The organism is Microbacterium sp. DWRC1-3 (genome assembly GCF_049896645.1).
In the GTDB taxonomy this organism is placed as follows: domain Bacteria; phylum Actinomycetota; class Actinomycetes; order Actinomycetales; family Microbacteriaceae; genus Microbacterium; species Microbacterium maritypicum.
Genome location: NZ_JAFCUS010000002.1, coordinates 144,374 through 166,520, shown reverse-complemented (window position 1 = coordinate 166,520; position 22,147 = coordinate 144,374). Strand labels below are relative to the sequence as shown.

Here is a 22,147-nt window from a genome sequence, read left to right as displayed (position 1 = left end):
CGTCCGCTCCGCGGTCGCACACACGCGCCGGGAAAGAGCGCGGGCCCGGGGCAGTAGACTGGGTGCGCCCGTCCGCCCGCGACTCCCGGAGCCGTTCATGCCCACCATCGTCGTCGACGTCATGCCCAAGCCCGAACTGCTCGACCCGCAGGGGAAGGCCGTCTCCGGCGCCTTCGCCCGCCTCGGCGTCGAGGGCTTCACCGACGTGCGCATCGGCAAGCGCTTCGAGCTCACCGTCGAGGGCGAGGTCACCGACGAGGTTCTCGCCGAGGCCAAGCGCATCGCCGACGAGGTGCTCTCCAACTCCGTGATCGAGGATGTCGTCGGCATCGAGGTCGCCGAGTGACCGTCCGCATCGGCGTCATCACCTTCCCCGGCTCGCTCGACGACCGCGACGCGCAGCGCGCCGTGCGCATCGCCGGTGCCGAGCCCGTCGCGCTGTGGCACGGCTCGCATGACCTCGAGGGCGTCGACGCCCTCGTCCTCCCCGGCGGCTTCAGCTACGGCGACTACCTGCGCGCCGGTGCGATCGCCGCACTCTCGCCGATCATGAGCGAGGTCAAGGACGCCGCGGCGAAGGGCATGCCCGTGCTCGGCATCTGCAACGGCTTCCAGATGCTCGTCGAGGCGCATCTGCTCCCCGGCGGCCTGATCCGCAACAACCACCAGCACTTCGTGCGCCGCGACCAGCGGCTCACGGTGGAGAACTCCGACACCGCCTGGACCAATGCGTTCCGCAACGGCCAGGAGATCGTGATCCCCCTCAAGAACGCCGACGGCGGCTACATCGCCGACGAGCAGACCCTCGACCGCATCGAGGGCGAGGGGCTCGTGGCCTTCCGCTACGCCGGAGTCAACCCGAACGGGTCGCTGCGCGACATCGCCGGCCTCACCAACGAAGCCGGAAATGTGGTCGGCCTGATGCCGCACCCCGAGCACGCCACCGAGGCGGGATTCGGCCCCGACACCTCCGTCGCCATGCGCAGCGGTGTTGACGGACTCGACTTCTTCACCAGCGCCATCGCCGCGGTCGCCCGCGTCGCCGCGTAGCCCCGGGTCACTCGACCGGCAGAGCGAAGGGGTTGTCCCCGGCTGCCGCGAGCAGGTACCACGCGGTCGCACCGGTGTGCAGGCTGGCGTAGTAGAGGTCGCCGAATCCGGAGTCGAGGCCGTCGTTCGACGTCGCGACGATGCCCTTGCCGTCGCCGTTGGGCGCGTCGCGCTGCGCCAGACGGATGCTGCTCAGCAGCGACTCGGCGCGATCGGCGTCGCCCGCTCCGTCGCGCAGCTTGAGGGCGAGAGCCAGGTGCCCGCCGCCCTCGAACCATGCCTTGGACACGTCGACCTCGCTGATCGACGGCCCCGTGTACGGGCCATCGGTCGCGATCAGGTTCGCGAGTGTCCAGTCCAGAGCGGCGCCGTAGCGCGGATCGCCGGTGGCGAGTGAGCTCCACGTCTGGGCATCCAGGGGGATCGGGCGGGTGTTGACGGTCGAGCCGTCGAGTCCCGTGCCGGTGTTCACGTGGCCGTCGGCGCTCTGCATCGCCGCGACGAAGTCGGCCGCCACGGCCGCTCTGTCCGACCACACCGCGTCCCCCGTGAGCTGTGCCAGCTGCGTGAAGAACCCCGACACATCGCTGTTGTGCTCGGTGGACTTCCAGCTCAGCGACGTGCCGTCCTCGAGCTGACCGCCGGTGTAGCCGTACGGGGCCCTGACCATGTCGGCCGTGTTGTCCTGGATCCACTGCCCCACACGCAGCGCCCCGTCGAGGTACCGCTGATCCCCGGTGGCGTGTGCGAGACGCGTGAGGGCCAGCCCGACCCATGCCTGATTCCCGGTGAACGAACCGGGACCGGTGATCTCCACTCGCCCCTGACGGATTCCGTGCGGCTCGTACGACGCCCGGGTGCGCCCGTCGCCGATCGGGTCGTTGTCCTGCACCAAGAGGAGCGTGTCGCCGATCGCCCGCGCGCGACGGAGATCATCCGGAAGGCCGCGCGCGGTGTAGGCGATGATCACGAGCGCGTCGTCGTAGACGAACGAGGGTGTGAAGTCCCAGCTCGGAGTGGTGAAGAACCCGCCCTCGTAGCTGCGCGGCAGACAGTGACCGGCCCCGTCGCAGAACTGATCGACACGCGCATCCAGGAACTCGTACGCCAGCGCGACGGACTGCGCGGCATCCGGGTCGCCCACCCCGGAGCCCTGGTCGTCCGCCGGCCGGATGGCACCCCAGGCGGCAGGAGCCGCTCCCACGAGCACGGCCGCGGCGACGAGCGCTGCGGCGATCGCCCACGGCGCCGATCGGCGCGAAGAACCGGACATCGGGACCCCTCGGTCAGAACCGCGCGCCGTCAGGACCACGCGGGCGGCCCGGAGGCCACGAGACCCACACTGACAGCCCCGTCGAGACCGCAGAAGCGGCGAAAGTCTAAGGATGCCTCTCCCATCGGCGAATCCGATGCGCGCCGATCCGCTGACAGCCCCCGATCCCCGGAGTCCGGGCGGTGCTCTAGGCGAGCGCCGGCGGCCAGACGCCGATGATGAGCGCCATGACGACGACGGTCACCAGCTCGTGAGCGATGTTCAGGGTGGTGAGCCTGGTCGAGCGCCCCTCGAACGCGTCATGCGTGATGAAACGGGCGGCCGTGAAGCCCGCCCACAGCGTCACCGCGGTGACGATGGCACCCCAGAAGTACGATCCGCCGTAGAAGTGCCAGGCGATCGAGGAGGCTCCGGCGAGCACCCATGCCGTGATGAAGCTGACGATCACGGTGGTGATGATGGGCCAGACCGCCGTCGCCGCCGGACGGTCCATGTCGACGTTCGCGAGCTTCGACCACCGCGTGCCGAACACCTTCGGGGCGTACCAGATCGAGCCGACGATCATGCTCGACGCGGTGGCCAGCAGGACCGCCCAGTAGTTGATCTCGGGATCCATGACAGCCTCCACTCATCGGATGCCTCACCCTACTCCCCGGTTGCGATCGGGCCGCCGGCGACACCGGCATGATCGCGTGACGGATGCATGACCCCCGCGGGCGAAGAGCTCATGCATCCGGCGAATCCTCCTGCAAACGCCCGCACGCCCGCGCACAGCTCCCGTCACCGAACCGATTCGATCCCCGCTCTGGCATGAATGTAAGCGTTTGCACTAGCCTGTTCCCATGGCACAGCTTGAGCAGATCGCAGCCCCCGGTTCCGAGTGGTGGCGCAGCGCCGTCATCTACCAGATCTACCCCCGCTCCTTCGCGGATGCCTCGGGTGACGGCATCGGCGACCTGCCGGGCATCACCAGCCGGCTCGACGCCCTGCAGGAGCTCGGCGTCGACGCGATCTGGTTGAGCCCGTTCATGACCAGCCCGCAGCGTGACGCCGGCTACGACGTGGCCGACTACCGCGACGTCGACCCGCTGTTCGGCACGCTCGCCGACTTCGACGACATGCTCGAAGCGGCCCACGCACGCAACATCCGCGTGGTCGTCGACCTGGTGCCGAACCACTCCTCCGACCAGCACGTCTGGTTCCAGCAGGCGCTGAAGGCCGCGCCGGGAAGCCCCGAGCGCGCGCGCTACATCTTCCGCGACGGCAAGGGCGAGAACGGCGAGCTTCCGCCGAACAACTGGGAGTCGGTGTTCGGCGGCGGCATGTGGGAGCGCGTCGTCGAGGCCGACGGCACCCCCGGCCAGTGGTACCTGCACATCTTCGACGCCACCCAGCCCGACTTCGACTGGACCAATGAAGAGGTGCGCGAGGAGTTCCGCTCCATCCTGCGCTTCTGGCTCGACCGCGGTGTCGACGGCTTCCGCGTCGACGTGGCGCACGGCATGATCAAGGCCGACGGTCTGCCGGACTACACGCCCCCGAGCGATGCCGACTCCATGGGCGGCGGCGAGTCGAACGTGCCGTACTGGGGCCAGGACGGCGTGCACGACATCTACCGCGACTGGCACAAGGTGCTCGCCGAGTACGACGGCGACCGCGCGCTGTGCGGCGAGGCCTGGATGCCGACGCTCAAGCAGACCGCTCTCTGGGTGCGTCCGGACGAGATGCACCAGACCTTCAACTTCCCGTATCTGATGACGCCGTGGGATGCGAAGGCGCTGGGCGATGTCATCCGCGAATCCCTCGACGACTTCGGCGCGGTGGGTGCCCCGAGCACCTGGGTGCTGTCGAACCACGACGTCGTGCGCCACGCCTCGCGCCTCGCGCTGACCGCCGAGAACCCCCAGGGCGAGGGCATCGGCCCGAACACCCCGAGCAAGCCGGACACCGCGATCGGCCTGGCACGCGCCCGCGCCGCGACCACGCTCATGCTGGCACTGCCCGGTTCCTCGTACCTGTACCAGGGCGAGGAGCTCGGGCTGCCCGAAGCCATGGAGATCCCGGACGAGTACCGTCAGGACCCGACCTGGTTCCGCACGAACGGCGAGCGCTACGGACGCGACGGATGCCGCGTGCCACTGCCCTGGGAGGCGGAGGCTCCGGCGTTCGGCTTCAACGACACCGGTCTCTCGTGGCTCCCGCAGCCCGCCGACTGGTCGGCCTACGCCCGCGACGTCGAGGAGGTCGACCCCTCGTCGACGCTCGCGCTGTACAAGCGTCTGCTGGCCGCTCGTCGTGAGCACGGCTTCGGCAGCGGCTCGCTGGTGTGGGAGGACGCCGGTCCCGACGCGGTCGCCTTCCGCCGCGGTGACGTGCACGTGGTCGCGAACCTCGGCACCGCGCCGATCGACCTGCCGGCCGATGCCCTCGTGATCCTGCAGAGCCAGCCGTTCGAAGGCGCATCGATCCCGGTCGACACCGCCGTCTGGTACACCACCGCAATCCAGGCCTGACAGGCCCTTCCGGTCGCGATTCCTGCCGCTCACTCCCCCGTGAGACGACAGGAATCGCGACCGGAGCACTTTTCGAGAAGGAACACATGGCCAGCATCGATGAGGTCGCCCGGCTCGCCGGAGTCTCCACCGCGACCGTCTCGCGCGCACTGAGCGGACGCGGCCATGTGTCCGAGTCCGCGAAGGAGAGGGTGCAGGCCGCGGCGCAGTCGCTCGGCTACGTCGTCTCGTCGCGCGCGTCGAGCTTGGCCTCCGGTCGCACCCGCAACGTCGGCGTCATCGTCCCGTTCCTCGACCGGTGGTTCTTCAGCACGGTGCTCTCCGGCGTCTCCGCCGCTCTCATGCGCGCGGGCTACGACATCACGCTGTACAACATCACCGCCGACAAGGACGTGCGCCGCCACGTGTTCGACACGTTCCTGCGTCGGCAGCGCGTGGATGCCGTGATCGCGGTGTCGATCGAGCTCGACGAGGACGAGACCCAGTACCTGCTCGACCTCGGGCTTCCCGTGATCGCGATCGGCGGTCCGAACCCGAAGCTCGACACCCTCACGGTCGACGACGTCGCGGTCGCGCAGCTGGCGACCGAGCACCTGATCAGCCTCGGGCACACCGACATCGCGCACATCGGGGCGAACCCCGAGTTCGACATCGACTTCCACATCCCGACCAACCGCCGCCTGGGCTTCGAGAAGGCTCTGGCGAAGGCCGGCCTCCCCCTGAACCATGCCTTCCTCGAACCAGCCGACTTCACGGTCGAGGGCGGATACCGGGCGGCCAAGCAGCTGCTCGGACGCCCGGGACCCCGCCCGACCGCGGTGTTCGCGGCGTCGGATGAGATGGCCATCGGCGCCCTGCTCGCGGCTCGCGACCTCGGCTTCAGCGTGCCGGAGGAGCTGTCGATCGTCGGCATCGACGGGCACGAGCTCGGCGAGTTCTTCCGCCTGACCACAGTCGATCAGTTCCCGCTCGGACAGGGAGAGCGGGCAGCGGATGCGGTGCTTGCGAAGCTCGCCACCCCGGATGCCGTGCACATCCCCTCGGCGCTGCCCTACGAGCTGAACGTGCGTGGGACGACCGCGCGCCTGCTCTAGCCGCGAAGCAGGGTGGCGTCGCGCCAGGTGCGATAGCCGCCGTCGAGGTTGCGCGCGTCGACACCGTGCTGCCGGAGGATCCGGGTGGCGATGTGCCCGCGCAATCCGACCTGACAGTGGACCACGACGGGCCCGTCCGGCAGTTCGTCCCGCCGATCCCTGAGCTCATCGACCGGCACGTTGAGGGCACCGGGAATCGCCCCGGCCGCGAACTCCGCGGGCGAGCGCACGTCGATCAAGGTCGCTCCCGCCGTCTGCGCGGCCTCGAGCTCATGCCACTGGATCGTCGGAGTGGTGCCGGTGCGGGTGTTCTCCGCGACGTAGCCGAGGATGTTCACCGCATCCTTCGCCGAGCCGAACTGCGGCGCGTATGCGAGCTCGAGATGCGCGAGCTCAGCCGCGGGCATGCCGGCCTGCATGGCCGTCGCCACCACGTCGATCCGCTTGTCCACACCGTCCCGCCCGACGATCTGCGCCCCGAGGATGGCGTCGGATCCAGGGTCGGCGAGCAGCTTCATCGACAGCGTCTCGGCACCGGGGTAGTACCCCGCATGGGATCCGGGGTGCACGTGCACGACGTAGAACTCGCGCCCCGCCGCCCGGAGCTGCCGTTCACTCCACCCCACCTTCGCCGCGGCGATCCCGAACACGCGGACGATCCCGGTGCCGAGTGCGGGTCGCACCGTCTCGGTCCGCCCCGCGATGAGATCGGCCACCATGCGGCCGTGCCGGTTCGCGAGGCCGGCCATGGTGATGAGAGCCGTGTCACCGCCCACGAGCTCGAGCTTCTCGACGCCGTCTCCCACAGCGAACACGTCGGGCGCGCTCGTGCGGCACATCGAATCGACCGCGATGCCGCCGGTCTCACCGAGGCGGATGCCGGCGCCCTCCGCCAGCGCCGTCTCCGGTACGACACCGGAGGCATCGATAACCAGTTCTGCGGCGACCGACGACCCGTCGCTGAGCGTGACGGCGCCGCTCCCCGCCGTGGCGACCTCGACCCCGAGGCGCACGTCGACACCGCGCGCACGGATCTCGGCGGCGATCGGGGCGGCCATCTCCGCATCGAGAGGAGAGAGCAGGTGGGGCCCCCGCTGCACGAGGGTGACCGACGCTCCCCGTGCGACGAGGTTCTCGACCGCTTCCAGGCCCGTGTAGCCACCGCCGACGACCACCACCGGCACTCCGGGGCGCGAGAGCGACGCATCGATCACGTCCGCGTCTTCGACAGTCCGCAGACTGCGGACGGGGACGTCGGAGAGGGGCTCATCCCGCCGCGGGCGCGCACCGGTGGCGAGGATCAGCGTGTCATAGCGCTGCGTGAAGCGGCGCCCGGTGTCGATGTCCATGACCTCGACCACCTTCTGGGCGGTGTCCACGCGCACGACATCGTGACGCACGCGGACGTCGAGTCGGAAGCGGCTGCGCAGCGACGCGGGCGTCTGCAGGAGCAGCGACTCGCGTTCTGCGATCGCGCCTCCCACGTAATAGGGCAGCCCGCAGTTCGCGTAGGAGACCTCGGGTCCGCGTTCGAAGACCACGATCTGCGCGTGCTCGTCGAGCCGGCGCAGGCGCGCAGCCGCGGACATCCCCCCGGCGACACCGCCGACGATGACGACCGTGAGCGGTTCGGCGGACGTCATCGCTGGAACATCCGCGAGAAGAAGCCGCGCTGCGTCTGCTCCTTCGGGTGCCCGGAACACCACTGCGATGCGGGAACCGTTCGCCGCACAGCGTCGACGTGCTCACCGCACCCCGCCCAGGTCGTCTTGCCACAGGTCTTGCAACGGACTGCTCGGCACATTGTTCTCGACTCCTCACCGATACCCCCACGGGTATCTGGGTCTCACTATACCCCAGGGGGTATAGTGAGAAGTCCAGCCGACACTCAGGGAGCGAACATGTCATCCGCAGACGCCGAGACTCAGCGCAAGATCGTCAATCGACTCAAGCGCGCGCAGGGACAGCTCGGGGCCGTGATCGCCGCCGTCGAAAGCGGAGGCGACTGCCGTGCGGTGGTCACACAGCTCGCCGCCGTCACCTCGGCGCTCGACAAGGCGGGCTTCCAGATCATCGCCTCCGCCATGAAGGAGTGCCTGACCGACCCGGAGGCGGAGACGGAGACGGAGACGGCCACCGACACCGGTGGGGTGTCGATGGCCGAACTGGAGAGGCTCTTCCTCTCTCTCGCGTGACCGCGAGCACGGCCGGTCGCGCAGATACTCACGGCCGGCCGCACATCACGGTCAGCTCGCGACGATGAGACCCTTCGTCGCCGTGCGGGCTGCCTCGAAGCGACGCTGCACGTCGGGCCAGTTCACCAGCTCCCAGAACGCCTTGACGTAGTCGGCGCGCACGTTGAGGTAGTCGAGGTAGTACGCGTGCTCCCAGACGTCCAGCTGCAGCAGCGGGGTGACGCCGAGTGGGGCATTGCCCTGCTGGTCGAACAGCTGGAAGATCACGGGGCGCGCTCCGACGCTGTCCCACGCCAGCACGGCCCAGCCCGATCCCTGCACGCCGAGCGCGGTCGCGGTGAAGTGCGCGCGGAACGCCTCGATCGACCCGAACGCGTCGACCAGTGCGGCCTCCAGCTCGCCCTCGGGGGCGCCGCCGCCCTCGGGCGAGAGGTTCTGCCAGAACACCGAGTGGTTGATGTGGCCGCCGAGGTTGAACGCGAGGTCCTTCTCGAGCTTGTTGACGTTCGCGAGGTCGCCGGCGCTGCGAGCGGTCGCGAGCTGCTCGAGCGCGGTGTTCGCACCGGTCACGTAGGCCTGGTGGTGCTTGGAGTGGTGCAGCTCCATGATCTTGCCCGAGATGTGCGGCTCGAGGGCCGAGTAGTCGTAGGGCAGCTCAGGGAGCGTGTAGAGAGTGGACATGACGTCTTCCTTTCAGTGGTGGGTGTCGTTCGGAAGGGCGTGGAAGCGGCGGTCGAGGTAGACGAGCGGGCGGCCGGTCGGCCCTGCCAGCACGTCGATGACCTCGGCGATGACGACGGTCGACGAGCCGACCGCCACGGTCTGGATCGTCCGACAGCGCAGCGCCGCCCTGGCCTCGGGGAGATGAGGCTCTCCGGTCGGCAGTGCGGCCCACCCCTGCTCGGGCGTGAATCGCTCGGAGCCGCTCACGGCGAAGCTCTGCGCGAGGTCGGCATGCTCGTCGTCGATCAGGTGCACCACGAAGGTCGCAGCCCCCAGGATCGCCCCGGCGGAACCGGTGGCACGGGTCACGGAGAACACGATCGCGGCAGGGTCGACCGCCACAGAGGCGACGCTCGACGCCGTGAGACCGACCGGGCCCTCGGGTGTGCTCGCGGTGATGATCGCGACGCCGGCGGGGTGCGTGCGGAACGCGGCCTTGAGCGCCTCGCCGATCGGGGTGGGTACGGGTGTCGCGGTCATCGGCCGGCCTCCATCATCTGTTCCTGCTTGGCATGCATCAGCATCTCCTCACGCTCGACGAGCTTGGTCCGCTCGCGACCGCGGTCCGCGCCGGCGCTGCGCTCGGCCGCATCGATGCGCAGCCACCCGTCGAAGTCGACGGCGTGGGTGAGATGCACGATCGGGTCGTCGTCGCGGGCCTCGCGCTCCAGGGCGTCGAGGTCGTCCACGAGATGTCCGATGGTCTGTGCGGCGTCCGATTTGGTCGAGCCGATCAGCCCGACCGGACCGCGCTTGATCCAGCCGGTCGCGTACAGCCGCGGGATCGGTGCGCCCTCCGCGTCCACGACGCGTCCCTCGACGTGCGGCACGACGCCGAGATCGCCGTCGAACGGCATCCCGGGAACAGGGGTGGAGCGATAGCCCACGGCACGATAGACCGCCCCGACCTCATAGCGCAACAGGTGCCCGGTACCGACCATCCGGCCCAGCTCGTCGGAGGCGGTGCGCTCCATCTCGATGCCCGTCACGGCGTCGGAGCCGAGCAGTCGCACCGGGCGCTGCCGCAGGTGCAGGTGGATGCGGCGCGAGGCGGTGCGGCTCGCCGGATCGAGGGCCGCCCACTCGGTCATGGTGCGCACGATGATGCGGCGCTGCGAGAACTGGGCGACCATCCGCTCGGCGTGCTCGTCGAGAGCGAGCTCCTCCGGGTCGACGATCACGTCGACGTCGTCCCGCTCGGCGAGCTCTCGCAGCTCCATGGCCGAGAACCGCACGTCGGCGGGGCCCCGACGGGCGAACAGGTGCACGTCGCGCAGCGGGCTGGCCGCGAGCTGATCGAGCACGGCATCCGGAGTGTCGGTGTGGGTCAGCGCCGAGGCGTGCGTGGCGAGGATCCTCGTCACGTCGAGCGCCACGTTGCCCGCACCGAGCACGGCCACCGTCTCCGCCGTGAGAGGCCAGGTGCGCGGCGCATCAGGGTGCCCGTCGTACCAGGCGACGAAATCGGCCGCGCCGAAGGATCCGGGCAGATCGATGCCGGGGATGTCGAGGGCGACGTCGAGGTCGGCCCCCGTCGCCACGATCACCCCGTCGTACGCCGCACGCAGCTCGTCGATCCCGACGTCGACGCCGATCTCGACGTTGCACCGCAGCCGGATGCGCGGGTTCACGAGCACCTCGTGCAGCGCATCGGTGATCTTGCGGATGCGCGGATGGTCGGGGGCGACGCCGTAGCGGACCAGGCCGTAGGGCGCCGGCAGCTTCTCGAACAGGTCGATCGCCGCGTTCGGCACGCGGCCGAGCAGGATGTCGGCGGCGTAGATGCCCGCAGGGCCCGCCCCGACGATGGCGATGCGGGGTTCGGCGACGGTCATGCGTGTTCTCCCTGGGGCGCGAGTGCGGCGATGATCGGGTGGTCGAAGGCGAGCATCCCCGTCTTCGCGGCGCCTCCGGGAGATCCGATCTCGTCGAAGAACTCGACGTTGGCCTTGTAGTAGTCCTGCCACTCGTCGGGCAGATCGTCTTCGTAGTAGATGGCCTCGACGGGGCAGACCGGCTCGCAGGCACCGCAGTCCACGCACTCATCCGGGTGGATGTAGAGCGACCGCTCGCCCTCGTAGATGCAGTCGACGGGACACTCGTCGATGCAGGCCTTGTCCTTCACATCGACGCACGGCAGAGCGATCACATAGGTCATCGCGGGGTCTTCGTTCGGGTCACGCTGTCCTCGTTCGGTCGTTCGGCCCGTATCGGGGCCACCTGACAACCGTAAAACCTCAAGTATACTTGAGGTCAAATCGAGGAAGGCACCGGGATGAGTCCGCACGCACCCGACGAGCCGCTGACGATCGGCGAGATGACCAGGCGCACCGGAGTCGCCGCTTCCGCTCTGCACTTCTACGAGTCGCTCGGCCTCATCGCCTCGACCCGCACTCCCGGGAACCAGCGCCGCTACGCCCGGCACATGCTGCGCCGCGTCTCGCTCATCACGGTCGCCAAACGCCTCGGCATCCCGCTGTCCGACGTGCAGACGGCTTTCGCCGACGTGCCCCTGACCGAGACTCCGAGCCACGCCGACTGGCAGCGGGCCTCGAGGCGCTGGAAGCGCGAACTCGAGAAGCGCCGTGAGGGCATCGAACGACTCGAACGCGAACTCACCGGATGCATCGGCTGCGGCTGCCTGTCGATGAAGGCGTGCGGCCTGCTCAACCCCGACGACGCCCTGGGCACCCAGGGCGCCGGCCCCCAGCGCTTGCAGGACTGAACCCTCGCGTCGCCGCGTCACTATCGCCGAGACCCACGCTCGCCCGCCAGACCCATCGCCACAGACGTCGGCGGCAGTGGGTCTCGGCGAGGGGCGTGGGTCTCGGCGAGGCAGGGCTACGACAGGTCAGGCGACCTCGAAGTCCGCGGAGAGGAGAGCCTCGTCGCGGGAGCTGGGGCCGACGAGCAGCTCGAAGGCGCCGGCCTCGACGATGCGGTTGCCCGCGGCATCCACGATCGTGCAGTCGGCGACCGGCAGCTCCACCCGCACGCGCGCGGACTCGCCGGGGGCGAGGTCGACCTGACGGAAGGTCTTGAGCTCCTTGTCGGTCCAGCTCACGCTCGTCACGGAGTCGCGCACGTACACCTGCACGGTCTCGCGCACGGACCGCTCCCCGGTGTTCGACACCGTGACATGACCGACGATGGTGTCGGACTCCCGCAGCGAAGTCGCCTCGAGCGTCAGGTCGGAGTACTCCACCGTCGTGTACGAGAGGCCCTCGCCGAATGCCCAGGCGGGCGACTGCGTGAGGTCGGCATAGCGATCGCCGTGCTGTCCGCGGATCTGGTTGTAATAGGTCGGCTGCTGGCCGACGTGGCGCGCGAACGAGATCGGCAGGCGCCCCGACGGTTCGGCCGCGCCGGAGATGATGTCGGCGAGTGCGCGCCCGCCCTGCATGCCGGGGTTCGCCGCCCAGATCACGGCGGCGGCCTTCGACGCGGAGGCCGGGAGCACGAGCGGCTTCGAGGCGAGCAGCACGATCACGACGGGCTTCCCGGTCGCGATGAGCGCATCGATCAGGGCGTTCTGCCCGCCGATGAGCTCGAGCGTCGCGGTGGAGCGCCCTTCGCCGACCAGCTCGATCCGGTCGCCGACGACCGCCACGACGACGTCGGAGTCGGATGCCGCGGCGACGGCCTCCGCGATCAGCGCGGCATCCGGCTCGCAGGCCTTCACCACCGGCGGACGCGGCTGCTTGTCGGGGAAGAACGGCCCCTGCGGGTCTTCTTCGAGCGTGAGGATGTCGGCGCCGCGGGCGTGCGTGATGGTCAAGCCGTCGACCGACTGCAGACCGTCGAGCACGGTCGTGATCATCTCGCGGGGCTGGCCGTCGAGCCAGCCCGCCTGACCGGAGCCGCCTGCCCAGTCGCCGAGCTGTGTCTGGGCATCGTCGGCGAGAGGCCCGGTCACGGCGACCTTCAGCGCCGCCGTGGGATCGAGCGGCAGCACACCGTCGTTCTCGAGCAGCACCAGCGAGCGTCGGGCGACCTCGAGGTTCAGCTCGGCGTGCGCCGCACTGCCCACCACGGCGTCGAGCTCGGTTCCGGGAAGACGCGGGTTCTCGAACAACCCCAACTCGAACTTGAGCGTGAGGATGCGCGCGGCCGCCGCATCGAACGCGTCGTCGGCGAGCATGCCCTCGGCCACCGCGTCCAGTGCTCCTTCGAAGAACGACGGCGTGGTCATGATCATGTCGTTGCCCGCCCGCACGGCTGCCGCGGCCGCGTGCGTGATGTCGGGCTGGATCCGCTGCTCCCACACCATGCGACCGACGTTGTCCCAGTCGGTGATGAGCGTGCCGGTGTAGCCCCACTCACCGCGCAGCACGTCGCTGAGCAGCCAGTCGTTGGTCGTGATCGGCACGCCGTCGGTGGTCTGATAGCCGAGCATGAACGTGCGGCATCCTTCGCGGGCGACGCGCTCGAACGGCGGCAGGAACCACGAGCGCAGCTTGCGCCGTGAGATGTCGGCCTCGCTCGCATCACGCCCGCCCTGCGTCTCGGAATACCCGGCGAAGTGCTTGGCGGTCGCGAGGATCGCGGTCGGATCGTCGAGTCCGTCGCCCTGGTAGCCGCGCACCATCGCCGAGGCCAGCTCGCCGATCAGGAACGGGTCTTCGCCGAAGGTCTCGTCGATGCGACCCCAGCGCAGGTCGCGCGCGATGCACAGCACGGGAGAGAACGTCCAGTGGATGCCGGTCACCGCGACCTCTTCGGCGGTCGCGCGGGCGACGCGCTCGACGAGGTCGGAATCCCACGACGCGGCCATGCCGAGCTGCGTGGGGTAGATCGTCGCTCCCGGCCAGAACGAGTGCCCGTGGATGCAGTCCTCCGCCACCAGCAGCGGGATGCGGAGCCGGGTCTGCGCCGTGAGCTCGTTCGCCCGCAGGATGCGCTCCGGCGAGGTGTGCAGGATCGATCCGGCGTGACGGCGGGCGATGTGGTCGTCGATGTCGTCGCGGGCGTCGAGCTGGAGCATCTGCCCGACCTTCTCCTCCAGCGTCATACGGCTGAGGAGGTCGGCCACGCGTTCGGGGATCGAGAGAGCGGGGTCCTGGTACGGGAGCTGCGTGGTCAGAGTCTGAGAGGTCATCACTTCGTGTTCTGGGTCGAGGTCTTCGAGGAGTCGGCACTGTCGGGTGAGGCCGCCGACGTTACGGGATCGGGAGCCTTCTCGGGCAGGGGCACGCTGCGGACGGCCGTGACGGCGTCGTTCACGTTCAGCCCCTTCTTCTTCATCGCTCTGGCCCGCTCGCCCGCGGAGCGCAGGCGCGGGTTGACGTACTCGTCGATGCCGAAGTTGATGAGCGAGAGGGCGACGCCGATGATCGCGATGCAGAGGCCGGCGGGCACGTACCACCACCACAGACGCGGGAACGCGCCGTTCTGCTGGGCCCAGAACAGGATGGTGCCCCAGTTGAGGTTGCTCACCGGGATCACCCCGATGAACGCCAGCGTGGTGAGACCGAGGATGGCCGCCGTCACGGTCCCGACGAAGCTCGAGGCGATGAGCGCCATCAGGTTCGGCAGCATCTCGACCGTGATGATGCGGCGCAGCGGTTCACCGTTGGCGCGCGCGGCCTGGATGAAGTCGCGGTTGCGCAGCGACATCGTCTGGGCACGCAGCACACGGGCGCCCCAGGCCCATCCCGTGATGCCGAGCACGGCGGCGATCACGATCAGGGGCGGGTTCTCGAACTGGGAGGCGATGATGATGATCAGCGGGATGCCGGGGATCACCAGGAACACGTTGGTCAGCGCCGACAGCGACTCGCTCTTCCAGCCGCGCACGTACCCGGCGATCACACCGATGGTGATCGCGATGATCGTGGCGATGAAGGCGGCGAGGAAGCCGACCACGATGACTCCGCGGGTGCCGTAAATGATCTGGCTCAGCACATCCTCCCCCATGTGCGTCGTGCCCAGCCAGTGCTCCCAGGAGGGGGGCTGGCGCAGGGCGGTGCGGTCCTTCTGCGTCGGACCGTACGGCGAGATCCACGGCGCGAGGATGGCGATGAGCACGAACACCCCGAGGATGATGAGCCCGGCGATCGACTTGGGGTTGCGGAACATCGCGAACGCCTGGGAGAGCTGCGACCAGAACGTCTTGCGCGGCGGGGCGGCGGCGGGCGGGGTGCGCAGCGTGGCGGTCTCCGGCATGCCGGAGACGACGGCCGACCCGTCGGGCGCCGTGCTGTGGGCGGTGGTGGGAACGGTCATGTCAGGACTCCATCTGGCGCGTGCGCGGGTCGAGGTAGGCGTAGACCACATCCGCGAGGATGTTGGCCACGAGCACCGACAGCGTGATCACGAGGAACACGCCCTGCATGAGGGCGAAGTCCTTGGCGTTGGTGGCATCGAGCAGGAGCTTGCCGACGCCCGGATAGCTGAACACCATCTCCATCACGATGGTGCCGCCGACGATGAACCCGATCGACAGCGCGAAGCTCTGCACCTGCGGCAGCACCGCGTTTCGGGCGGCGTAGCCCCAGAGCACCCGCTTGTTGGGCATGCCCTTGGCCTGAGCGACCGTGATGTAGTCGTCGTCGAGCACGGTCAGCATCATGTTGCGCATGCCGAGCACCCAGCCGCCGAGCGAGGCGACCACGATGGTCAGTGCCGGAAGCGTGCCGTGCATGATCACCTGCCCGATGAAGTCGAAGCTCCATTCCGGGGATTGCCCCTTGTCGTAGGCATGCGATGAGGGGAACCACTTCAGGGTGGAGGAGAAGATCGCGATCGCGATGAGGCCCAGCCAGAAGTACGGGATGGTGTTGAAGAACGTCGTCACCGGGATGATCGCGTCGAGCTTGCTGCCGCGCTTCCATCCGACGACAGCTCCGGCGACGGTGCCGATCGTGAACGAGATGATGGTCGCGATGCCGACCAGGCCGAGCGTCCACGGCAGGGCTGACGCGAGCACCTCCGCGACCGGGCGCAGACCGTGCAGCGTCGAGATGCCGAGATCGCCGCGCAGCAGCATCCCCCAGTACTCGATGTACTGCTGCCAGATCGACTTGTCCGTGTCGATACCGAGCAGGATGCGCAGCGACGCCTCGGCCTCGGGGCTCACGCTGCGGTTGCGTGCGAGATACGAGCTGACCGCATCGCCCTTCATGAAGCGCGGCAGGAAGAAGTTGATCGTGATGGCCGCCCAGAGCGTGAACAGGTAGAAGGCCGCGCGACCGGCGAAGAAGCGCCATGGCACGCGCCGTCGTCCGCGTTCTGCCGCGGTCGCGGTGGTGCCCACCTCGAGGGCGTCGCGGGCGACGAGGTCGTCGTCGTCGAGCTGGGGGAACGCGGTGCTCACAGTGCGCCTCCGGTCGATGTTGCCTGTGCGAAGAACTTGTCCGGGTCGGGGGAAGCGGATCGCAGTTCGCGCGTGTACGGGTCCTGCGGGTTGAGGATCACGTCGTCGGCGGCGCCGTACTCCACGACGCGGCCCTGGTTGAGCACCATGATCTCGTCGCTGAAGTGGCGGGCGGTGGCGAGGTCGTGGGTGATGTAGAGCACGCCGAGCCCCTCTTCGCGCTGCAGGTCGGCGAGCAGGTTCAGCACACCGAGGCGGATCGAGACATCGAGCATCGACACGGGCTCGTCGGCGACCAGGAGCGAGGGACGCGAGGCGAGGGCACGCGCGATGGCCACCCGCTGCCGCTGGCCGCCCGACAGCTCGTGCGGGCGGCGGTCGATCACGGCGTCCGCATCCAGGCGCACGCGGTCGAGGAGTCGGCGCACCTCGGCCTCCGTCTCCCGCTTCGGCACGACGTCGTCGAGGCGGATCGGACGCTCCAGGTGGTAGCGGATCGAGTGGTACGGGTTGAGCGAGGCGAACGGGTCCTGGAACACCATGCGCAGCTGCTGCCGGTACTTCCGCAGACCCCTGCCTCGCCGAGGGATGGGTGCGCCGTCGAGCAGCACTTCTCCGGTGGTCGGGGTCTCGAGCTGGGTGAGGATCTTCGCGATCGTGGACTTGCCGCTTCCGGACTGGCCGACCAGCCCGATCGTCTGCCCGGAGGTCAGGGTGAAGCTCACATCGTCGAGGGCTTTGATCTGGCCGGCGCCGCGGACGTTGTAGGCCTTCGTGACGCTTCGGAATTCGAGGGTGGTCATCGCACCAGCACCCCTCTCTCCCCGGTGAGTCGGGGGAACGACGACAGCAGCGTCTTCGTGTATTCGTGCGCGGGCTGCGTCCAGATGCGCTCCGCGGTCGCGAGTTCGATGATCTCGCCCTCGCGCATGATCGCGATCCGGTCGCTGATCTCCAAGAGGAGAGGAAGGTCGTGGGTGATGAAGATCACCGAGAAGCCGAACTCGTGCCGCAGCTGCGAGATCTGCTTGAGGATCTCCCGCTGCACCAGCACGTCGAGGGCGGTCGTGGGTTCGTCCATGACCATCAGCTGCGGGCGCAGGGCGAGGGCCATCGCGATCATCACGCGCTGGCGCATGCCGCCGGAGAGCTCGTGCGGGAAGGAGCGCATGCGCTGGCGTCCGACCTTGACGATCTCCAGCAGCTCCTCGGACTCGGCACGCCGCTGCGCGCGGTTCATGTCGGGACGGTGGACCTCGAAGACGTCCTCCAGCTGCGACCCGATCGTCGCCACCGGATTGAGGGCGTTCATCGCCCCCTGGAACACCATCGACACCTTGTCCCAGCGGAACCGCTGCATCGCGTCGACATCGAGAGCGTTGATGTCGATGTCGACGCCGGTGACGTCATGGAAGGTCACGCTGCCGCCGGTGATGACGGCCGGTGCACGCAGCAGGCGCTGCACGCCGTAGGCGAGGGTGGTCTTTCCGCATCCGCTCTCCCCGGCGAGGCCGAGGATCTCGCCGCGCTGCAGTTCGAGGGTGACGTTCTTCACCGCCTCGACGGGGGGATCGACGTCGTACACGACCGAGAAGTCGCGCACGCTGAGCAGGGGTTCTGGCATGGGGTGTCCTTCGTCGATCTGATCGGGGAGCCCGCACCGCCCTCGGCGCGGGCTCCCCTGCAGGATGGTGCCTACTCGGCGGGCTTCAGCTTCGTGAGGATCTGCACGATGTTCTGCTGCGTCGGGTCGGCCGACGCGTACGGGTCCTCGTCCGAGGGCCACCCGACGTAGTTGCGGGTGTTGAACTCACCCAGCAGCGGGTGCGCGCCCAGCGGGATGGCCGGCACCTGCTCGGAGAAGATCGTCTGCAGCGTGTCGAGGGCCGTCGTGCGCTCTTCGTCCGACGAGGCGTTGGCGTAGGTGTTCAGCGCCGCCGTCGCCACCGGGTCGTCGAAGCGACCGAAGTTGAAGCCGGCCTTGCCCTCGGGCGAGATCCAGCGCGGATCCATGGTCGAGGTGTAGAGGCCGTACGCCGTGCCGCTGTCCTCGAGCCAGTGGATGATCGCCGAGAACGTGCCGTTGTCGCGGGGGTCGGCCCAGCCGCCCCAATCCGGCATGTCGATCTTGACCTCGGCGCCGATGGCCTCGGTGACGTCTTCGGCGATCAGCTCCTGCGCGGTGTTCCAGTCGCTCCATCCGGAGGGGACCGAGAGCGTGAACGACACAGGCTCGCCGTCGGGGTCGATCAGCGCGTCGTCCTTCCAGGTGTAGCCGGCGGTGGTGAGCAGATCGCGCGCCTTCTCGGCGTCCACCGCGTACTCCTTGTCCGTGAACTCGGGCTGGATCTCGTCGTCGAGGATCGAGGAGAGGCCTGTGACCGACCAGACGGGCTCGCTCGCGCCTTCACGCGCGATGTCGACGTAGGCGTCGCGGTCGATCACCCAGGCGAGAGCCTGACGGAATGCGGGGTCGTCGAACGGCTTCTGCTGGAGGTTCATGAACAGCGTCGCGGAACCGGTGGTCGGCGCTGCCCAGAACTTGTTGTGCTCGGGGTCGGCCGAGAGGAACTGCTCCTCGATCTGCGGAATGAACGCCTGAGCCCAGTCGGCGTCGCCGTTGGCGAGTGCCGTGGTGAGCGCGGTGTTGTCGCCGTAGGAGACGTAGTGCAGCTCGGGCACCGCGAGGTCACCGCCCCAGTAGTCGTCGCGGGCTTCGAGGGTGACCGACTCCGTCGACCAGTTCGAGAGCACGTAGGGGCCGGTGCCGACGAGGTCGTCGCCCTTGACGGGGTTCGTGGCCGGGTCGTCGAGGTTCTCCCAGATGTGCTTCGGGACGATCGGCACGTGCAGCACGCGGGCCTGGTTGACGTACTTCGACTCGGCGAAGGTCAGCACGACCGCGTCGCCCTCGACCACGGCGCCCTCGAACTGCAGGCCGGCCGTGTCCAGAGCCGGGGTGGAGACGAGCTCGTATGAGAAGACGATGTCGTCGGCGGTGAAGGGCGTGCCGTCACTCCAGGTGACGTCCTTGCGAGGGACGACCGTGAGAACGGTGTAGTCGTCGTTCCACTCGATGCTCTCGGCGAGCCACGGGGTCACGCCGCGGTCGCCGGTCTGGTTCACGAGGCCGAGGGTCTCGAAGATCACCTTGCCGTAGCCGTACTTCGACGCGGAGGAATCACCGACGAAGGGGTTGTTCGACTCGGTGGTGATCGCGCCGTCTGGCTTGGCGATGGTGAGGGATGCGGAGCCGGCACCCTCGTCGGATCCACCGCCTGTCGAGCAACCGGCGAGGGCCGATACGCCGAGGGCGGTGATCGCGGTCACGGCGATCAGAGACTTTCTGAGCTTCATTGCTTCTCCTAGGGGCACGGGTCTTTGTGCGGCGTCGCCGGAGGACGGGGAGTCCGCCGACTGTCGTGATTTGCTTACTGTCGAGAAAGTAAGCTTCCGTGAGGTTACCGAGTAGTAAGTTTGATCGCAAGCACAATCCGACGATGGAGAGGAGGCCGCGGTGTCAGACAGCGACCAGACCGTGCGCGTGCGCCCGGCGACCCTCGCGAAGCGCGAGCAGATCCTCAAGGCGGCCGTGGAGATCTTCGGCAACAAGGGGTCGACCAACGGCACCCTGGCCGATGTGGCTGAGCAGGTCGGCATCACGCATGCGGGCGTCCTCCACCACTTCGGCTCGAAGCAGAAGCTGCTGCTCGAGGTGCTCGCCTACCGCGACCAGGCCGACGTCGCGGAGCTCGCGGAGAAGCACATCCCCGGCGGACCCGAGCTGTTCCTGCACCTGGTGCGCACGGCATTCGCGAACGAGAAACGGCCCGGCATCGTGCAGGCGTACACGGTGCTCTCCGCCGAGTCCGTGACCGACGACCACCCCGCCAGGGACTACTTCGAGGAGCGGTACACGACCCTGCGTCGAGAAGTCACCGCCGCATTCCACGAGCTGTGCGCCCAGGAGGGCGTGCGCGATCCGGACACCATCGCCGCAGCCTCCGCCGCGATCCTCGCGGTGATGGACGGCCTGCAGCTGCAGTGGCTCCTGCACCCCGGGACCGTCGAGCTCGGGGAGACGAGCGAGTTCGCGATCCAGGCGATCGTGAACGCCGTGCTGCGCCCGGGGCCGCAACTGCCGACCTACGTGCACCCCGCCTGATCCGTCGATCGCGCACCCTCGGCACGAGCCGCTCGCAGGGCTAGGCTCGGGCCATGACGATCGATCTCGAAGCGCTCTACATCGACCTGCACCAGCACCCCGAGCTCTCGTTCCAGGAGACGCGCACCGCCGGCATCGCCGCCCAGCATCTGCGCGACCTTGGCCTCGAGGTCGAAGAGGGCGTCGGAGTCACCGGCGTCGTCGGCGTGCTGCGAAACGGCGAAGGTCCGGTCGTGTGGGTTCGAGCCGACATGGACGCGCTCCCGGTCGAGGAGCAGACCGGCCTGTCGTACGCGAGCACCGCCAAGGGCATCGACCCGGCGGGCACGACCGTTCCCGTCATGCACGCCTGCGGTCACGACATGCACGTCACCGCCATGATCGGCGCGGTCGAGAAGCTCGTCTCCGAGCGCTCCGACTGGTCGGGAACCCTCGTCGTGCTGATCCAGCCCGCCGAGGAGTACGGCGCCGGGGCGCGCGCGATGCTGGACGACGGCATCCTCGACCGTTATCCGAAGCCCGACGTGGTGCTCGGCCAGCACGTCACGCCGCTTCCCGCCGGCGTGATCGGCGTGCGCAGCGGCACGCAGATGGCGGCCTCCGACGGGCTCACCGTCACCCTGCACGGGCGCGGCGGACACGGCTCGCGCCCGCACGCCACGATCGACCCCGTCGTGATGGCGGCAGCCACCGTGATGCGGCTGCAGACCATCGCCTCCCGCGAGATCGATCCGCAGGGCGTCGCGGTCGTGACGGTCGGCTCGATCCACGCCGGCCTCAAGAACAACATCATCCCCGCCGAGGCGAAGCTCGAACTGAGCCTGCGCTACCCGAACGAGGAGACGCGCGAGAAGGTGCTCGCGAGCGTGGAGCGCATCGTGCGGGCCGAGGCCACGGCCTCGGGCGCCGAGCGCGAACCCGAGATCCGCACCGATCACACGCTGCCGGCCACGATCAACGACGAGCACGCCACCGCACGCGTCACCGCAGCGCTGCAGCGCGCGCTGGGCGAGGCGGCCGTCATCGACCCCGGCATGTTCACCGGCAGCGAGGACGTCTCATGGTTCGCCCGCGACGCCGGAGTGCCTCTCGTGTTCTGGTTCTGGGGCGGCATCGACCCCACGCGGTTCGCCGAGGCGGTCGCCGCCGGTCGCCTGGGAGAGGACATCCCCACCAACCACTCGCCGTTCTTCGCGCCGGAGATCCACCCGACGATCGAGGTCGGCGTGACCGCCCTCTCGGCCGCGGCCCGGGAGTTCCTCGCCTAGAGGCGGAAGAGAATCGATCTACAGCTCGTCGAGGTACTGAGCTCGGGCCTTCATCGCGTGGATGATCAGCTCGTAACTGTCGTCGTAGATCAGCACGACGAGCTCGAGGAGGCGGCCTGAAGGGTCGGCGGCGATCATAGGCCAGCGGCGCGGGTCGTCTTCGTCGTCGAGCGGGCGCGAGTGCAGGACATGCTCGACGGCATAAAGCACGGAAGAGTCGTCGAGCTGGTCCGCCGGTAGTGTTTGCGGGCTGATCGGTGCAGGTCAGGCAACGTGCGCCCACTCGCGCACTGCGGCGCGAATCGCCTCAGAACGCGTGGCGATACCCTCGGCATCAGCGCGCGCTGTCAGCGCTGCGATCGTGGTCGCATCGAGCCGCACAGGGATCACCGCGCCGGGGCCATCGCCCACCGTCGGTCGACCTCGACGCGGTTTCGGGAGTTTCGACAAGTCGTAGCCGGCCTCGGCCTCGTCCGCCCACGCCTGAATCTGCTCGTCAGTGACGGGCTTTCCGTTCACCAGGTGCTCACTCATGCACTTACTGTATACGA

At 68.8% G+C, this 22,147-nt stretch carries 23 protein-coding genes; 8 read left to right on the top strand and 15 right to left on the bottom strand.

Annotation, left to right across the window (positions count from 1 at the left end; all coding sequences use genetic code 11):
• Positions 1 to 97: 97 nt before the first annotated feature.
• Positions 98 to 346, top strand: coding sequence for a phosphoribosylformylglycinamidine synthase subunit PurS (purS, locus tag ACP699_RS13510; RefSeq protein ID WP_017831295.1), 249 nt, complete (start codon positions 98 to 100; stop codon positions 344 to 346).
• Positions 343 to 1,050, top strand: coding sequence for a phosphoribosylformylglycinamidine synthase subunit PurQ (purQ, locus tag ACP699_RS13505; protein WP_055869328.1), 708 nt, complete (start codon positions 343 to 345; stop codon positions 1,048 to 1,050). The genes purS and purQ overlap by 4 nt, the downstream gene beginning before the upstream one ends.
• Before the next feature lie 7 nt (positions 1,051 to 1,057).
• Here purQ and ACP699_RS13500 read toward each other — a convergent pair whose 3' ends face one another.
• Positions 1,058 to 2,323: a hypothetical protein gene (locus ACP699_RS13500; RefSeq protein WP_426171787.1), complete on the bottom strand. Its 1,266-nt coding sequence runs from the start codon at positions 2,321 to 2,323 to the stop codon at positions 1,058 to 1,060.
• 187 nt (positions 2,324 to 2,510) lie between these two features.
• Complete coding sequence (locus ACP699_RS13495) at positions 2,511 to 2,939, bottom strand: DUF1761 domain-containing protein (protein WP_426171785.1); 429 nt, start codon at positions 2,937 to 2,939, stop codon at positions 2,511 to 2,513.
• 226 nt (positions 2,940 to 3,165) lie between these two features.
• On the opposite strand from ACP699_RS13495, the gene ACP699_RS13490 reads away from it, so the two are divergent.
• Entirely contained in the window at positions 3,166 to 4,836 is a 1,671-nt protein-coding gene (locus ACP699_RS13490) for a glycoside hydrolase family 13 protein (RefSeq protein WP_055869325.1), read from the top strand.
• 86 nt (positions 4,837 to 4,922) lie between these two features.
• A complete protein-coding gene (locus ACP699_RS13485; RefSeq protein WP_017831290.1) occupies positions 4,923 to 5,930 on the top strand; it encodes a LacI family DNA-binding transcriptional regulator in 1,008 nt (335 codons plus the stop codon).
• On the opposite strand, the gene ACP699_RS13480 is transcribed toward ACP699_RS13485, so the two are convergent.
• Entirely contained in the window at positions 5,927 to 7,573 is a 1,647-nt protein-coding gene (locus ACP699_RS13480) for an FAD-dependent oxidoreductase (RefSeq protein WP_426171782.1), read from the bottom strand. The genes ACP699_RS13485 and ACP699_RS13480 overlap by 4 nt on opposite strands.
• A 258-nt stretch (positions 7,574 to 7,831) precedes the next feature.
• Between ACP699_RS13480 and ACP699_RS13475 the strand changes: the two genes are divergently transcribed.
• On the top strand, positions 7,832 to 8,125 hold the full coding sequence (locus ACP699_RS13475) for a metal-sensitive transcriptional regulator (RefSeq protein ID WP_055869323.1): 294 nt from the start codon (positions 7,832 to 7,834) through the stop codon (positions 8,123 to 8,125).
• Between the two features lie 51 nt (positions 8,126 to 8,176).
• On the opposite strand, the gene ACP699_RS13470 is transcribed toward ACP699_RS13475, so the two are convergent.
• From ACP699_RS13470 to fdxA, 4 genes are read right to left on the bottom strand one after another with little or no spacing between them, the layout of a single operon-like run.
• Positions 8,177 to 8,806, bottom strand: a complete 630-nt coding sequence (locus ACP699_RS13470) for a superoxide dismutase (protein ID WP_055876472.1) — start codon at positions 8,804 to 8,806, stop codon at positions 8,177 to 8,179.
• Between the two features lie 12 nt (positions 8,807 to 8,818).
• On the bottom strand, positions 8,819 to 9,328 hold the full coding sequence (locus ACP699_RS13465; RefSeq protein ID WP_055869321.1) for a flavin reductase family protein: 510 nt from the start codon (positions 9,326 to 9,328) through the stop codon (positions 8,819 to 8,821).
• Positions 9,325 to 10,683, bottom strand: coding sequence for an FAD-dependent oxidoreductase (locus ACP699_RS13460; protein ID WP_426171779.1), 1,359 nt, complete (start codon positions 10,681 to 10,683; stop codon positions 9,325 to 9,327). The genes ACP699_RS13465 and ACP699_RS13460 overlap by 4 nt, the downstream gene beginning before the upstream one ends.
• Positions 10,680 to 11,006, bottom strand: a complete 327-nt coding sequence (gene fdxA, locus ACP699_RS13455; RefSeq protein WP_091032694.1) for a ferredoxin — start codon at positions 11,004 to 11,006, stop codon at positions 10,680 to 10,682. Before fdxA ends, ACP699_RS13460 begins: the two co-directional genes overlap by 4 nt.
• 117 nt (positions 11,007 to 11,123) lie before the next feature.
• Between fdxA and soxR the strand changes: the two genes are divergently transcribed.
• Positions 11,124 to 11,573, top strand: coding sequence for a redox-sensitive transcriptional activator SoxR (gene soxR / locus ACP699_RS13450; RefSeq protein ID WP_055869318.1), 450 nt, complete (start codon positions 11,124 to 11,126; stop codon positions 11,571 to 11,573).
• Between the two features lie 126 nt (positions 11,574 to 11,699).
• Here the strand turns inward: soxR and ACP699_RS13445 are convergent, their stop codons facing one another.
• The 6 genes from ACP699_RS13445 to ACP699_RS13420 form a co-directional block, all read right to left on the bottom strand.
• The gene (locus ACP699_RS13445; RefSeq protein ID WP_127481672.1) at positions 11,700 to 13,946 is read right to left on the bottom strand and encodes a glycoside hydrolase family 3 N-terminal domain-containing protein; all 2,247 of its coding nucleotides are present in this window, start codon (positions 13,944 to 13,946) and stop codon (positions 11,700 to 11,702) included.
• Complete coding sequence (locus ACP699_RS13440; RefSeq protein WP_426171776.1) at positions 13,946 to 15,073, bottom strand: ABC transporter permease; 1,128 nt, start codon at positions 15,071 to 15,073, stop codon at positions 13,946 to 13,948. The genes ACP699_RS13445 and ACP699_RS13440 overlap by 1 nt, the downstream gene beginning before the upstream one ends.
• 1 nt (position 15,074) lies before the next feature.
• Positions 15,075 to 16,163 (bottom strand): ABC transporter permease, encoded by a 1,089-nt coding sequence (locus ACP699_RS13435; RefSeq protein ID WP_055869315.1) that lies wholly within the window; start codon positions 16,161 to 16,163, stop codon positions 15,075 to 15,077.
• Positions 16,160 to 16,966: an ABC transporter ATP-binding protein gene (locus ACP699_RS13430; protein WP_426171773.1), complete on the bottom strand. Its 807-nt coding sequence runs from the start codon at positions 16,964 to 16,966 to the stop codon at positions 16,160 to 16,162. Before ACP699_RS13430 ends, ACP699_RS13435 begins: the two co-directional genes overlap by 4 nt.
• Positions 16,963 to 17,787, bottom strand: a complete 825-nt coding sequence (locus ACP699_RS13425; protein WP_055869313.1) for an ABC transporter ATP-binding protein — start codon at positions 17,785 to 17,787, stop codon at positions 16,963 to 16,965. The genes ACP699_RS13430 and ACP699_RS13425 overlap by 4 nt, the downstream gene beginning before the upstream one ends.
• Positions 17,788 to 17,858: 71 nt before the next feature.
• Positions 17,859 to 19,520, bottom strand: coding sequence for an ABC transporter substrate-binding protein (locus tag ACP699_RS13420; protein WP_055869312.1), 1,662 nt, complete (start codon positions 19,518 to 19,520; stop codon positions 17,859 to 17,861).
• Between the two features lie 160 nt (positions 19,521 to 19,680).
• Here ACP699_RS13420 and ACP699_RS13415 point away from each other — a divergent pair, with 160 nt between their 5' ends.
• Complete coding sequence (locus ACP699_RS13415; protein WP_055869311.1) at positions 19,681 to 20,328, top strand: TetR/AcrR family transcriptional regulator; 648 nt, start codon at positions 19,681 to 19,683, stop codon at positions 20,326 to 20,328.
• 53 nt (positions 20,329 to 20,381) lie between these two features.
• Positions 20,382 to 21,596, top strand: a complete 1,215-nt coding sequence (locus ACP699_RS13410) for an amidohydrolase (protein WP_127481670.1) — start codon at positions 20,382 to 20,384, stop codon at positions 21,594 to 21,596.
• 18 nt (positions 21,597 to 21,614) lie between these two features.
• On the opposite strand, the gene ACP699_RS13405 is transcribed toward ACP699_RS13410, so the two are convergent.
• Together ACP699_RS13405 and ACP699_RS13400 are read right to left on the bottom strand one after the other, a co-directional pair.
• Positions 21,615 to 21,806, bottom strand: a complete 192-nt coding sequence (locus tag ACP699_RS13405) for a toxin (protein WP_426171770.1) — start codon at positions 21,804 to 21,806, stop codon at positions 21,615 to 21,617.
• Positions 21,807 to 21,860: 54 nt separating this feature from the next.
• The gene (locus ACP699_RS13400; protein ID WP_055869308.1) at positions 21,861 to 22,130 is read right to left on the bottom strand and encodes a ribbon-helix-helix domain-containing protein; all 270 of its coding nucleotides are present in this window, start codon (positions 22,128 to 22,130) and stop codon (positions 21,861 to 21,863) included.
• Between the last annotated feature and the right edge of the window lie 17 nt (positions 22,131 to 22,147).